Consider the following 15409-nt stretch of genomic DNA (forward strand, 5'->3'; position numbering starts at 1 on the left):
AAACTATAAATAAAAGTGCTTTAAAGTCCTCAGAAGTTTGATTTTAGAACTAAAACTGATATTAAACTTTCAAGCTGAGAAATGCTATTTACAAGATCTTTACAAGCCAAATGGATACACAATAGAAATCTTTGGATTAAAAAAAATAGAATGGATACTTGAAAGACACTATTTAAAAGTCTCATAAAATGATTTTGAGTATTCACTAATTAATCGTAACATTGCGATAAACAAATAAACAAGTAAGATGGGATTAGCTAAAACAGAAAAATTTACCGATCAACAAAATGAAATTGCTCTTTTTGCAAAAGCATTCGGACATCCTGCAAGGGTTTCTATTTTGCAACACTTGTTTAAGTCAGACTCTTGTATTTGCGGAGATTTAGTAAACGAAATTGGATTAGCTCAACCTACCATTTCTCAACATTTAAAAGAGCTTAAACATTTAGGTTTAATAAAAGGGAATGTTGAAGGAACGAGTGTTTGCTACTGTATTCATAAAGAAAATTGGACAGCGATGAAAACTATTCTTTCTGATTTTTTAGATCAAGACCTAAGTCAACTAGACGATTGTTGCTGAAAAGATTCTCGCTAACTAGTAAACAAACCGATTGCTTGGCAAAAGATAAATATGGTATTCCCGAGGATAAAACAAGTTTAAATCCAGTTAATTTAAAAATTACAACTTGTTATTCGCCCAAAGGAAACTGTTGTTAAAAAACAACTATAAAAATTTAATTAAAATGATAAAAAAAGAAGCGATGCTATTTTCAGAAATAGACAAAATAATAAAAGGATTGAATCCAGAAAACATTTCGGCCGAGCGTAAAGAAGTTTTACAACCTCTGTCCGACTTTATCCAATCAAAAGTTTCAAATAATGAAGAAGTAAGACTCAACTTTATTTGTACTCACAATTCACGAAGAAGTCATTTAGCACAAATATGGGCACAAACAATGGCAAGGTATTTTGATGTTAAAAATGTGTTTTGTTATTCGGGAGGAACCGAAGGCACAGCATTATTCCCTATGGTTGCTAGAACTTTACGAGAATCAGGTTTTCAAATCAAAACAATTGCTGAGGGCAACAACCCAATTTACAGTATTAAATATGCCGCCAATGAGCATCCTATAATCGGATTTTCGAAAACGCTAGATGATGATTTCAATCCAAAATCTGAATTTGCAGCAATTATGACTTGCTCACAAGCAGATGGTAATTGTCCTTTTATTGCAGGTGCTGAAAAACGTATTCCAATAACCTTTGATGATCCAAAAGCGTTTGACAACACAGATCAACAAACTGAAAAATACAAGGAAAGAAGTCTGCAAATTGCAACTGAATTACTATATGTTTTTTCTCAAATAAACTCATGAAAAAATGGCAAATAAAAAATTAAGTTTTCTTGATAGAAATCTAACACTATGGATATTTGTAGCAATGGCAATTGGCGTTGGCTTAGGTTATTTCATACCCACTTTTCCAAATATTATTAACTCATTTAGTAGCGGAACAACAAATATTCCAATTGCCATTGGTTTAATATTAATGATGTATCCTCCTTTGGCAAAAGTAAACTATGCCCTATTACCAAAGGTTTTCAAAAACACAAAAATCCTTTCTATTTCCCTAGTCCTCAACTGGATAATTGGACCTGTATTAATGTTTGTTTTAGCAATTACATTTCTACGCGACTATCCGGAATATATGGTTGGACTGATTTTAATTGGGTTAGCTCGTTGTATTGCAATGGTTTTGGTATGGAACGACCTAGCAGACGGAAGTAGTGAATATGGTGCAGGTTTAGTTGCATTAAATAGTATTTTTCAGGTGTTTGCATACAGTTTTTATGCCTGGATTTTTATAACAGTTCTTCCTCCCTATTTCGGATTCGAAGGTGCAATTGTTGATATTTCGATCGGAACCATAGCCGAAAGCGTCGCAATTTATTTAGGAATTCCATTTGTATTGGGAATAGCTAGTAGACTCATTTTAGTGAAACTAAAGGGAGAAGAATGGTACTCTAAAAAGTTCATTCCTACCATTTCGCCAATGACATTAATTGCTCTTTTATTTACAATTGTGGTGATGTTTTCGCTAAAAGGAGAATTAATCGTTGAAATCCCAATGGATGTATTGATTATTGCAGTTCCTTTATTGATCTATTTCACTTTAATGTTTATTATCGGATTTTTCGTTACCAAAGCAACTGGTGCCGAATACGATAAAACAGCTTCTGTAGCATTTACTGCAGCAGGAAACAATTTTGAATTAGCGATTGCGGTTGCTATCGCCGTTTTCGGACTGAATTCAGGACAAGCCTTTGCAGGCGTAATTGGACCTTTGGTTGAAGTTCCTGCATTAATTTTATTGGTTCGTGTTTCCTTTTGGTTGCGAAAAAAATATTATGGAAAAGCCAAGGCTTAATGCCATACACGTCATAAGAAGTTGTATTAATTTTCAAAAAGAATATATCAAGCTGTAGAGTAATCTACAGCTTTTTTTGTGCTTGTATTTAATCTTCACCACTTCTAAACACACAACCATCCAATTGGCAAACGACACAACAATTCGTTTTATATACACTAAATCAACATTGACTAATCTTTATAAGGGAAATTAAAATTAGACTCATTTTTTTTCAGACAAAATCCATATTCTTTAGCTAAAAAAGGCTCACTACTGTTTACAAGACCAATCGACTATACTCCTAAATATCATACTTAAATAGGACTATCTATTCTGAAATAATTTAGTCTAATTAATAATCCCAATAATGAGTGAAACCATCAGGCCAAATAAAGGTTCACCACTACCCTATTTTAAAATTCTTTTATATTTTAAAACACAAGATTTCTAAAAAATAACATTTATGTTTGTTCACTTTATTTGGTACACCTTATTAAGGTAACACCTCAATTTATGCACCAAGCAAAGCAAGATAATTATAACCTATTTGCATTTTTTATTTAACGTATCGCAACAAAAAGAACACAGATGAAAATAAAGATTGATAAATTTGTGCTATCCATTATAGCCGTAATTAGCATAGCATATTTTTTTCCAAATTGGGGAACACCAAACAGTAAAGTTCCAATCGACACAATTAGTGCAATAGGAATTTCGCTTATATTCTTTTTTTATGGTCTTAAATTAAGTCCCCAAAAAATAAAAGCAGGAATCAAAAACTGGAAATTGCATCTTCTAGTACAATCATCCACTTTCTTGATATTTCCCCTTTTGATTTTAATATTTCGACCATTTATTCAGAATGAAGAACAAGAAATCATCTGGTTGGCGTTCTTTTTCCTAGCTGCAATACCCTCAACCGTATCATCATCTGTAGTTATGGTTTCTATTGCAAAGGGTAATATACCTGCAGCCATTTTTAATGCGAGTATATCCGGAATTATTGGCGTGGTTCTTACGCCCTTATGGATGGGTTTATTTGTTCAAAATGCCCAAGCTGATTTTAGTTTTGCCGATATCTATATAAAACTTATTGTACAAATTATTTTACCAGTTGTATTGGGCGTTCTTTTACAGCGATTTTTTGGTGAATTTGCTCAAAAACACAGTAAGAAATTAACCTTGTTCGATAAGTCTGTAATTCTACTAATCATTTACAAAAGTTTTGCATCATCGTTTGAGGAAAACATATTTAGTTCAATATCTATTTTGGATTTACTCCTCCTTTTTATTACTGTTTTAGCATTATTTTTTATAATGTTCTTTATTACAGGATTTTTATCTAAAAAGCTAAAATTCAACACGGAAGATCAAATCACAGCCCAATTTTGTGGAACAAAAAAATCATTGGTACACGGAACTGTATTTTCTAAAATAATATTTGGAAACATGGCTTCCATTGGTATTATCCTATTGCCTCTCATGTTATTTCATGCTTTACAATTATTGATAATTAGTATTGTAGCATCAAAAATGAGTACTAAAAATATAGAGGAATAAGCTTTTGGTATTTACAACTTGAATCTAAGTAACTAAAAGACCTTCAAGGCTAGAAATTAAGCTGTAAACAAAGGTTCACTAAACATCAGTGTTCTTAGCTATTTAACGCCTATTTATTTTCGATAAATATTTCAACTATTTATCGAAAATAAACATAAAACTCAAAGGGTTCGCATATCTACAGAAAAACCGAAACCTAACCAATACGACTCCTAAAGAGTAAACAAATAAGATCAATTGCAGAACTATAAACATACAATCCATTCTGGATTGTATGTTTTCATGTACACACTTGTTTCAATAATTTCTTTTTATGCTTAAAAAAGCATTCATAAAACTTTATTCTTTTAGCTTACATATAAATGACACATTATGATTACATTTATAATCACAAGTTGTTATTTAGGTTTTTAAAACATGCTTTGAGCAAAAAATCTCTTGCAAAAATTAGAAGCCAATTAGATATGATTCCAACGGATAACAACTAGGAAAACAACAACTTATAAAAACAACAGATAAGTGGAATAAAAGATAAACGGTCCCACGACATTAATTATTTTAGTCGTATAGAAAATCTAATAATGGTTTTTACTCATTAGAAAACTCATAGAAATGAATATAATATACACCCATTTAATAACTTTTGCTACAGGTCTATTAACTGGAATTCTAGGTTCATATATAGCAAATCGCTTATCTGCAAAAGCGAAGAAAAGAGACGAATCAAAAGAGAGAAAGAATGAATTCTCAACGATTATAGCAAAGATGCCTAATTTAATTAGCGAAATGAAAGAAGACCTTAGTGGCGCTGAAATGAAGTCGTGTAGAGAATTTTTCATCTCCCCAAAAAGAAGTGTTGGTTTTAACAATCGAACGCCTGCATTTTTCTATTATGAAGATGAACATGAAAATTTGAGTAGTAAGATTCGAATACTTGAAAGTTCTGGTTTCGTTTACGATATCACACCTGGAGACTCACCAAAATATCAGTTCGTAGAAGAATTTGTTGAAAGGATTTTAAATTTAAAGTGATTACGCCACACAACAAAAGCGAAATTTCATGGGCGCTGAATAGCAGTTTGAAAGTTTAAAGCAATTAAGAAACACTAGCAAGCCAATTCAATTGGTTTGTTCAAAAATATAAGCAAATTTACTCGGCTTGCTTCCGCGCGGTTTGAAAGGTTAATTCTTTGAAATCGCCCACGCAACTTAGCAAGACCGTTGTGTGTTATTAAAAAAAACAAACCTCGCATAACCATATGTTAACAGAAAGATTCTTAAAATTAAGAAAAAAAGAACTTGAAGTGATTTTCGAAAAGAAGAAAATTGCTGAGGTTTGGCGTAAAATTGTTCGAAATCAATTGCGCAAACTAGACATCCAAGACTTATTTGATTTCTATGATTTCAACTACAATATTAATGAAAGAGCTGCTGTTTTAAGAACCGATATTCTAACAGGAAATTATAGAACTGTAAAACCCTTAATCTATCGCATTGAGAAAAAGTTTGGTGTATGCAGACATATCATAATACCACAGCCACAAGATGCACTAATTTTACAAGTTATAACAGAAAACTTAAACACCGAAATCATAAGTAAAATGCCGTCAAAGAATTCTTTTTATTCTCAAGACAAGCATAATATGAAGTATCCACACCAAGTAGATAAAGAATATGGTGTTACTTGGCAAAAACAATGGAAAGAGTTACAAAAGCTAATATATAAGTTCAAAGAAGATAAAGAACTATTAATAGTAACTGATTTATCAAACTACTATGACTCTATTGACATTTCTGTACTTCGCAGTCAAATATCAAATATAGTTGATGGAAAAGAAGTTTTACTTGATTTGCTTTTTAAAATTATTGAAAGTATATCTTGGACACCCGATTACCTACCTTATACGGGGCGTGGTCTCCCTACATCAAACCTAGAAGGTATTCGCTTACTTGCTCACTCATTCTTATTTGAGTTCGATGCAATTTTGAAAGAAAAAACAAATGACTCCTTTACAAGATGGATGGATGATGTGATTATTGGAGTTGATTCAAGAAAAGAAGCAATTGAAACTATAAGTTCAGCATCAGATGTACTAAAAAGTAGAGGGCTTGCTCTAAACCTAGCAAAAACAGCAATCTTTAATGCCGAAGAAGCTGAATATCATTTTCAAGTAAACGAGAATCTTTACCTTGACTCAATAGATTATAAAGTTAAAAAGCGTTCTAAAGAATACAATGCACTTACAAGTGTATTAAAAAGAAATCTCAAAAACCACCTAAAAAATTGCAAAGCAAAATACGCTGAGAAAATCACAAAAAGATATGTAACTGCGTTAAGTCGATTGAAATCAGAGAAACTCCTAAGTGATGTTCCTAAACTCTACGACCAAATACCAGGAATACGGCCAAATTTATTAATTTATCTTTCTGAACTTGGGCATAAGAAGAAGACTAGTGAGGCTGTATTAAATATTATAAAAGACCTAAATGTATATGATGACATTTCATTATTTCAAGTTTGCAGACTTGTTACAGACTGGGAGATCAAAAGCAATCAAGAATCTGACACGTTCCTAAATGAATTTGAAAAAACCTTGACTTACTTAAGTTCAAAAAGGAAGAAGCCTTTTGATTTTTACTGTTTACTTTGGTTTAAATCCAAATACGACCACCCAGACTCACTACTACGATTTATTAAAAGATATGAAAACATATGGTCACTTGAACCTTTTCTAAGGCGACAAGTAACTGCAATACTTTCTAGACTACTTATTACAGATAGAGAAGCTTCAATTAAAATACTAGAACAGCAAATAGCTACGGGTATTCCACAAATTGTATCACTAGCAAGTCAAATACTAAGCTTCTCTTCTTTTGAATCCATTACAGGTAAAGTTAAGCTATACCTCTTTCCTACAAATAAACAGAAGAGATACCCATTATCTAAGTTCTTAATTCTATGTTCTTTATTAACCTCTGAAAAAATAAGAACAGATAAAACGGTACACAAATACATTAATGAATATATCGATGATGAATACTATAGAAAATGGATAGAGTCTCAGTACAATATTAAATAACAGTGCCTAACAAAAGCTATATATAATGCGGGGTTCAGCGGGTAAATCAACCGCAGTTCTCCGTTGCAACACCGCCAAATCTTTGATTTGTCAATTTATAATTTGAATTAATGTAAATCAAAGTTTTGGCTAAATGCAGATTTGAAAGTGAAATGCTTCGAAAGCCCGCAAAACACATAGCCAGCCCGTTACCTACAAGCAAAAACACATACACAATTAGAAACATATAAACTTTAAAAAAACACTAATGAAGATATTTATAATTCTAATACCATTAATTATATTCCCATATACAATTTTTGCTCAAGAATATAATTACAAAGAAATCGTTGAATGGGCAAAACAGACATTTGAAGAAAATGATGCAGGAGCTTCTTACATCATAGAAAAAAAAGGAAGACAAGCCTATGCTATTCACAACAAGTTAATTCAAGAAAAGGTTGATACAATCACGACTCCAGTCAGTTGTCAGAATGTAATTAGAGAATGGCTTTCTTTTTTTCGTTCTGCCCATATTGAGTTTCATTATATGCCAGAAGCTAGACGATTAATGGCAGAAAAGAAAAACCAAATAAACAATGCTAAAGAGCAAATATCAAATACAATTGAAGGTAATTCACTACACAATAAGTATTTATTTTCTAAAATTCCGTTTATTGAATTGATTAACGAGCATACCCTATATTTAAGAATTCCTTCGTTTTCTGGAAAAGAGAAAAGTAAAATTGATAGCCTTATTGCTTTAAATCGTCAAAAGATATTGCAAACAGAAAATTTAATTATTGATATCAGAAATAGTGGAGGTGGAGGTGATGCAAGTTATAGCGAACTTATGCCTTTGTTATATACTAATCCTATTAGAACACCCAATGTGGAGTATCTTTCTACAAAGTTAAATAACCAAAGGATGTACGAATTTGCTACAAATACTGGTACAGCTATAAGATTTGGTCTAAATCCTACTAAAGCAGAAATGAAGGAGTATCAATCTGATTATGATACATTATCAAATCATTTAGGCGAATTTGTAAACCTAAGTAATAAAAAAGTATTTATTAGGCAATACGACACCACGTACCATTATCCTAAAAATGTTGGAATTATAATCAATGAAAAAAACGTTAGTACTGATGAACAGTTCTTACTTGAAGCCAGACAAAGTAAAAAAGTCAAACTTTTTGGAACTACAACCAAAGGAGGTTTAGATTTTTCGAATATGTATCTTACTTTTTATTCTGCGAACAAGGACTTTGTATTAGTATATGCTCTTACACGAAGTTTGCGGGTGCCAGATATGGTGGTTGACAATATAGGAATTCAACCTGATTTTTATATAGATAATGAAATTCCAGAATCAAAGTGGATAGATTATGTAAATGACATTTTAAATGAATAATGCCAGAAGCTAATTTATATATGAAAGTTCATAAGAGGAAACATTCAATAAATTAATTACAAGGAAAATTATGAATTAGTATCCAATGAATAGTAAGAACATATAATAAAAACGAATCGATGAAACTCAAATTAGAAATAAAAATAAAAGATATCATAAAATATTCTATTGAGGCATTAATTGTGACTTTTGGAGTGATTTTAGGATTGGTATTAACACAAAACATTTCACAAAAAAAGACAGATAGAAATACAAAATCAGCTCTTATTCAAATCACTGAAGAGCTTGATGATAATATACTCAAATTTGAAAAATCAATTGATTATCATTTGAAAATGAAAATTCAAATAGATAGTGCATTTCAAACAATAAAACCAGAAGATTTAGAAAAGAAATATTATAGCTATGAAAAATTTAAATATTACAAATTAAATGGTTGGTTTGGTGTTCAAACAGTAGATTATGATGATGTTATGTTCGAGAGTGCAAAAATTAATGGTGTTTTTCAAGAATTAAATATTGAAACGTTGAAAACTATTTCACAAGCTTATTCCCAAATGCACAACTATGGTGACTTTAAAAAAACATTTTGGGATAAATTCTTATCCATTGATTCAAAAACAACAGTTATGGATATTTTTTCTTTGCTGAACACAATGAAGGGAGATATGATAAATTTTGAAGGACAAACACTTAAAATAATAAAAAATGCTAAAATTGAATTAGAAAAAACAACACACAACAATGTATATAAGAAATAAGCGATATGTCTGTATTATCAAGGCTTGTAGCACGTTTAAATTTTTCTGAAAATTTAATATTTTATACTTTGTAACTGCTTATTTTTCATATACTAACCGTTGGCAGTAATATGAGAAACTCACGATATAGAAAAAAAACATACTATGATTTGTAAAAATTGCGGATATAATTTTCAAGGTAAATTTTGCAATAATTGTGGACAAAATTCAAACGTAGGAAAAGTTGATTTAAAATATTTTCTTAACGAAATTCCCAATAGTATTTTCCAGGTAAATCGTGGCTTCCTATTTACTATAAAAGAACTATTTACAAGACCGGGACACAGTATAAGACAATTTTTAGAAGGAAAAAGGAAACAACATTTTAAGCCATTAGCATTTGTGTTTCTTGCATCTACATTATATGCTTTATTGACTTATTTGATAGGGAAAAATACTTTTTTGGGTGGAGTTGTAACTGGAGTAGCAGTCGGTTTGAATAATGGCGCCACTGAATCATCAATGGCAGTAAAATTTCTAAATTGGCTAGCTAACAACCACGCATATGCCATATTACTATTTTTACCTTTTTTTTCCCTTGCATCTTATTTAGCCTTCATAAAATCGAAATACAACTATTTTGAACATTTAGTATTGAACTTCTATATTACTGGTCAACAAATGGTAATTTATCTTATTTTTAGTTTTGTACTTTTAAAAGATAATTATTTACAAGCAATTCCTGTTGTAATTGGAATATTATTTACTTTTTGGACTTTTAATCAATTTTTCGAGAATAATAAATTCTACACTAAAATATTTCTGACAGTGATAACATATATTTATTGTACAATACTAATTATGATGTTTATAGTTGGAATTGGGGCAATTGACAAATAAATACTACCTACAACAACTAAGCCTTCGTGTGGCAGAAACTGCCCAATAGGTACGATAGGTCGACGTAACCGATGACAGAATTTCTACTTTATGGGGAATGGTCAAATTTGCAGAATTTTCAGCAATGGGAAATTTGCAATATAACCTTTGAAAGATTTCATGTAGAAATCTTTCTTATTTCAGTTATTTCGGCATCATTGGGTTGTTTTTATAAGAGAGAGATCATCATTTATTCCACTGGTTATCTTATTTGCTAATACAGGGCTTTTTCTCAAACACATTACCATTCAAACGAGTATAAATGACTTAAAAGTTTAGAAACATAGTTGCTTATCTTGTTTTGAATATATATTGTTAATACATTTAACATGATAAGAGGAATTAGGCATTTTATTATTATTTTGAATCCTAAAAATACCCCTTTTCTTCTTTTTTACTCATTGACAATCCTCCTGTAATATTTATAAGTATTATGTAGTCGAGAAGTTGTACACTATTATTGGGGATTGGTCAATTAACTATAATTCTATTTATAATGAAGAACCTTTACCTAAAGTATCTCATGGTTTTGAGTATTATTTTCACCTGGTTTGGATCATATGCCCAAGTAGAGAATATGGTGCTTAACCCTAGCTTCGAAGAGTATGATGAATGCCCTCAAAGCTACACGTGTATGGATAAAACTCATAAGTTAGTTACGGATTGGACCTATCCATCATTTACCACTCCTGATTATTTTAATAAATGTGGCCCTAGAGAAGTAAGTGTACCCGATAATTTTGCGGGCTACAGCGAAGCCAAATCAGGCGAAGGCTACGTGGGAGCAATTCTAAGTGGAAGTAATCGCAATTTTAGAGAATATATTCAAGGTACATTAAGCAGTCCTATGATTGCAGGTCAAAAATATTGCGTTTCGTTTTGGTACAAATTAGCATCAGGTAGTAAATTTGCTGTTGATCAGTTGAGCATACATTTTTCTGAAACAAAACTAGCTAACGGCAATAAAACGTTTTTAAATTTAAAAGCCGACCTAACTAATAAAGAAGGCTTATTTTTAGATAATACTGAAGAATGGATACAGTTCTGTCAAGTCTACACGGCTAAAGGTTTTGAGGAATTCTTTGTTGTGGGAAACTTTAAGAATTATGACAACACCAACTATGTAGTTACAGGTCGTGATACCAAAAATAAAAAAGGTAAATCGTACGCCTATTACTTTTATGACGATTTTGAGATTCGTCCCTTAGTTGATTGTAATTTATGCGCATGTGTTCCCAAAGGATTAGAAACGGTGGTTATTGATTCTTCTTATACCGGAGGTCTAAATCCTGTTACAGGTCAAATTAGCAAAATTATAAATGATGGTGTTATTAGTTTAGGCATATCAGGTGGACAAGCACCTTATAAGATTGATTGGAGTAATGGTATAAAAGACGCACAAAAAATTAAGAATCTAAAAGCGGGTACATATACTTATCACGTAAGCGACAAAAACAACTGCCACTCGGAAGGAACCATTACTTTTATTGAGCCTGAATTACCCAAAGATTTATTTACTGAAGGACTAAGAAAAATTGAAGAAGGAGCTGCACTTATTTTAAACAATATCTTTTTTGATACTGGCAAAAGTACGCTTTTACCAACTTCGTTTGAAGAACTTGATAAAGTAGCCGATTTTTTAAAAGAAGGCCTTGTTAGCCTAATTGAGATTAGCGGACATACTGATAATGTGGGTTCTGATAAATTAAATGAGGGTTTAAGTCAACGACGTGCAGAATCTGTAGTTAAATACCTTGTTAGTAAAGGAGTCGATCCACAAAAAATTAAAGGAGTTGGGTACGGAGAATCAAAACCCTTAGATACCAACCAAACAGTTGACGGACGCTCAAAAAATCGCCGTGTGGAATTTTTAGTATTAAAAAAATAAGCCATTACTTATGAATTCAAGAAAAATAAATATTCTAATTGTGCTCATGCTATTAACATGTATTAGCTTGGCACAAAAGCCTAAAAAAATATACAATAATTGTTTATTCAAAGGCATGGAGTCTTATGCAAAAGGCGATATTGATAGTGAGCTTGATAAGGCTAAAGAAAATTTTGATGAAATTTTATTAAAAGACCCCGAATCGGCAATGGCAACTATCGGGTTGGCTGCAGTTTACTCATTCGATAAATATACGAGTAAAGATTACTTTAAAGCCTTGGCTTATTTTCAGAAAGCATTTAAAGCACATCCCAAATTTACGGCTGACGATAAAGAAGTTTTAAACGAATTGTTTTATAAACAGGATAAAAAACGTAAGAATAGACCCATAAATAAAAATATGGATTGGGAACTACAACATCTTGAAGATAAACTAATTAAATATGTTCGAGAGGAGAATAATACAGATTATGCTGAGCGATTTTTAAAAGAATTTCCAGATTCTAAATACTATACCAATGTATCACATATTTTAACTTACATTAAATTTCGTGAAACAGAGAAGCAAAATACGGTTAATGCCTTTAATCAATTTTTAAAAGATTATCCTAAAGCAGCTCAATTTAATATAGCTATAAAAATGCGAAATAAGTTAGCTTATAATAGTGCTGTAACTAAAGGCACATTAGATGACTTACGCTATTTTGTAGAAACATATCCAAAGGCACTTCAAGTTGATGAGGTTAAGAAAATAATGGGAGAAATAGCCTATAAAGAGGTATTAGCGAACCAAACACTTGACGCTATTGACCATTTTATAGTAGAGTTCCCTAATTCATCAAAAATGCCAGCGGCTAAAGTATTAAAGAAGCAATTGCTTTTTGAATGGGCAAAAAGTGTAAACAGCTTAGAGGCTTATAACAAGTTTGTGTCTTTATACCCCGAAGGAAACCAATACATCGATATTTTTAATCTTAAAGCTAATACACTAGGCGAAGAAATCGTTAAGGACTTTCCAAAGGAAGATTACACGTTCGTAAAAGGATTCGACAACCAACAGTTTAACGATTTTGGTGGTGGAATTGCGAAACGCCCCAATGGAGAACTTGTGGTCGTGTCGACAACACGTAAAGCAGTAGATGCGATGTATGACTCTTGGATTTTAGGCTTAGATGCTAATGGAAAAATGCTTTGGAATAAGATATTGGGAAATCGCTACGATGACATTGTAAATAAAGTTAGCATAAGTGATCAGAACGAAATTTATGTGGCAGGTATTACCGATGCAATAGTCGATAGTGTGAAAGGTAAAGCATGGATTTACAAATTGGCAGCCAACGGAGAAAATATATTTAACCAGAGAGTTAGTATGGATGAAGCCCTGGATTTTGTGGTTTACCCAGACAATAAAATTTTAATTGCTGGCTATATAAGAAATAGCGAAGACACATCTTCTACCCCAGCCTTAGTTAAAATAAATGCCAATGGTAAAAGACTATGGTCGCGTAGCTATTCCAACAAGGGCAAGGTTTATAGTTTAGCTAGTGATGCTTCAAGCACTGCTTTTGCTACAGCAGGAAACTGGATTTTTGCCATTGATGAGGCTGGATATTTAAAATGGGATATTTTATTGCCAGAGGGACAGCAATCAACCGCTGTTGGTATTAATGCCGACAACAAACTTCTCTATTCAGGTTCAAATACCAATGGAGCCTTTGCTACAGCTTATAACACGAGTGGTAAAAAACTTTGGGAATCGCCATTAAACCTTATGGGTAAAGGTATGGTTGAGCAAGTTGTCGCTTTGCCCGATAACAGTTTTGTTATTGCAGGTACTTTCGACAATAAAATTAAGCTTGTACACATTGATGATTTGGGTAAAGTAAAAAGTGAAAAAGAATTTAGTTTACCACAAGGCATTAAGCTTAATGATATAACAGTAACCGATGGTAATTCTCTAGCTATTAGTGCTACCCGATTAACAGATAAAACCGACTTAATCGTATTTAAATTGAATTTTTAAAAGAAAGCAACTGTTTCCTTTTTGGGAAATAAAGATAAAAACGAATAAGATGAATTCTTAAACGTACAGACTTTTTTTATGCTCTTTTTTTATGCTTAACAAGCATTTAAAATACTTCATTCTTTTAGCTTACATATAAATGATAGTTTGTGATTACGTTTATTATCTTAAGCTAATATTTTAGATTTATAAACTTGCTTTGAGCAGAAAATCTCTTGCAAAAATTAAAAGTCCTTTAGATGTGATTCTAATGGATAACAACAAGAAAAACAGCGACTTATAAAAAACAACAGATAAGTGGGCTAAAGTGCATTGCACTTTAGCCACTTGTTACCTTGCATTAAGAAAAAACCGAGATGGATAAAATAGAATTGCTAAAACAAGAATTTCAGAATGCTAAAATAGAATTTGGAAAAGATATTCTGAAAAACATTTCGACTAAAACAGATGATGAAATTCTATTTCCACCATACATTCCTTTTGTAGGTAAAAACTATCAAGAATTTAAAATACTTGTTTATTCAACTGCCCAGAATATAAAATTTGACAGTTTTCGTAACTCTTATCAGCAGAATATTTCTAAATTGACAGAAAGACTTTACTATTTCGACAATTTCAAAAAAAAATATCCAGACACTAAAATGTCATATCAAAACATCGCAATTAACCCATACCAAACAGGAGTAGTTGCTGCATTATTAGGTGTTTTTATCTATGCTAAATTTAACAAGAAAATTAAAAATTTAGATGAAATAAACGAATTGATTAGTATCAGCAATTATTACAAATTCTCACTTAATAATGGAAATAATGACATTAATCCAGAACCAACTGGAAAAAACAAAATCAATGATTACATTAAAGACAAAGACCAAATTAATAATTATTGGTCTATAAATGATAATTTAGTAAAAAGAGAAATTGACACTTTAGAGCCAAAATTTATTCTATCTTTTAAAGGACGAAAGCTCAAAGAATTGAAGCAGATTTCAAAAAATAAATTTAAAGTTATTGAGATAAATGACCCATCTTGGATTTTGAATGGAGGAGGAGGTCATTTATCAAAAAATGGAAGTTGGTGGAAAAAAGCAATGAATTGTAAGGAAACGGAAATTAATGAATTGATTAATCATTATTTGAGTTTTATTACTGGGAATTACAAAGGGAAAAAAGAAGGAGTTAGAATTTATTTATTAAACTATTATTCTGACTGGAAAATAAGAAATAACGCAAGGTAACAATGTATATAGTTTATGGCGGGTTAAGTACTAAACATGAACATTTTAGGCATAAACAAACATCGGTGTAAATTGAAAGATTTGTGTTTTAAAACCGCCACAAAACCATATACTCAACGTTACCGCCAAGTAGAAC

13 protein-coding genes are annotated in these 15409 nt (G+C 31.5%); all 13 read left to right on the forward strand.

The annotated features are described in order from the left end of the window. Positions 1 to 247 precede the first annotated feature (247 nt). A complete protein-coding gene (locus tag EMN46_RS11865; RefSeq protein ID WP_154201028.1) occupies positions 248 to 580 on the forward strand; it encodes a helix-turn-helix transcriptional regulator in 333 nt (110 codons plus the stop codon). Continuing rightward, positions 574 to 717 carry a DUF6428 family protein gene (locus EMN46_RS20435; protein WP_368667532.1) on the forward strand — a complete coding sequence of 48 codons (144 nt, stop codon included), beginning with the start codon at positions 574 to 576 and terminating at the stop codon, positions 715 to 717. The genes EMN46_RS11865 and EMN46_RS20435 overlap by 7 nt, the downstream gene beginning before the upstream one ends. A 26-nt stretch (positions 718 to 743) precedes the next feature. After that, positions 744 to 1376 carry a low molecular weight phosphatase family protein gene (locus EMN46_RS11870; protein WP_154201029.1) on the forward strand — a complete coding sequence of 211 codons (633 nt, stop codon included), beginning with the start codon at positions 744 to 746 and terminating at the stop codon, positions 1374 to 1376. A 4-nt stretch (positions 1377 to 1380) separates the two neighbouring features. After that, positions 1381 to 2427, forward strand: coding sequence for an ACR3 family arsenite efflux transporter (gene arsB / locus EMN46_RS11875; protein WP_154201030.1), 1047 nt, complete (start codon positions 1381 to 1383; stop codon positions 2425 to 2427). A 570-nt stretch (positions 2428 to 2997) separates the two neighbouring features. Then, complete coding sequence (locus EMN46_RS11880; RefSeq protein ID WP_154201031.1) at positions 2998 to 3969, forward strand: bile acid:sodium symporter family protein; 972 nt, start codon at positions 2998 to 3000, stop codon at positions 3967 to 3969. 612 nt (positions 3970 to 4581) lie between these two features. After that, entirely contained in the window at positions 4582 to 5001 is a 420-nt protein-coding gene (locus EMN46_RS11885) for a hypothetical protein (RefSeq protein WP_154201032.1), read from the forward strand. A gap of 227 nt (positions 5002 to 5228) precedes the next feature. Further along, on the forward strand, positions 5229 to 7049 hold the full coding sequence (locus EMN46_RS11890; protein ID WP_154201033.1) for an RNA-directed DNA polymerase: 1821 nt from the start codon (positions 5229 to 5231) through the stop codon (positions 7047 to 7049). A 247-nt stretch (positions 7050 to 7296) separates the two neighbouring features. Beyond that, positions 7297 to 8445: a S41 family peptidase gene (locus tag EMN46_RS11895; protein WP_154201034.1), complete on the forward strand. Its 1149-nt coding sequence runs from the start codon at positions 7297 to 7299 to the stop codon at positions 8443 to 8445. Positions 8446 to 8564: 119 nt separating this feature from the next. After that, positions 8565 to 9206 (forward strand): hypothetical protein, encoded by a 642-nt coding sequence (locus tag EMN46_RS11900; protein WP_154201035.1) that lies wholly within the window; start codon positions 8565 to 8567, stop codon positions 9204 to 9206. A 144-nt stretch (positions 9207 to 9350) separates the two neighbouring features. Continuing rightward, the gene (locus EMN46_RS11905) at positions 9351 to 10085 is read left to right on the forward strand and encodes a DUF3667 domain-containing protein (RefSeq protein WP_154201036.1); all 735 of its coding nucleotides are present in this window, start codon (positions 9351 to 9353) and stop codon (positions 10083 to 10085) included. A 535-nt stretch (positions 10086 to 10620) separates the two neighbouring features. Then, complete coding sequence (locus EMN46_RS11910) at positions 10621 to 12012, forward strand: OmpA family protein (RefSeq protein WP_154201037.1); 1392 nt, start codon at positions 10621 to 10623, stop codon at positions 12010 to 12012. Positions 12013 to 12022: 10 nt separating this feature from the next. Next, positions 12023 to 14035: a Clp protease ClpP gene (locus EMN46_RS11915; protein ID WP_154201038.1), complete on the forward strand. Its 2013-nt coding sequence runs from the start codon at positions 12023 to 12025 to the stop codon at positions 14033 to 14035. Positions 14036 to 14391: 356 nt separating this feature from the next. After that, positions 14392 to 15273, forward strand: coding sequence for a hypothetical protein (locus EMN46_RS11920; RefSeq protein WP_154201039.1), 882 nt, complete (start codon positions 14392 to 14394; stop codon positions 15271 to 15273). Positions 15274 to 15409 lie beyond the last annotated feature (136 nt).

This window comes from Ancylomarina sp. 16SWW S1-10-2 (assembly GCF_009669305.1).
Classification (GTDB): domain Bacteria; phylum Bacteroidota; class Bacteroidia; order Bacteroidales; family Marinifilaceae; genus Ancylomarina.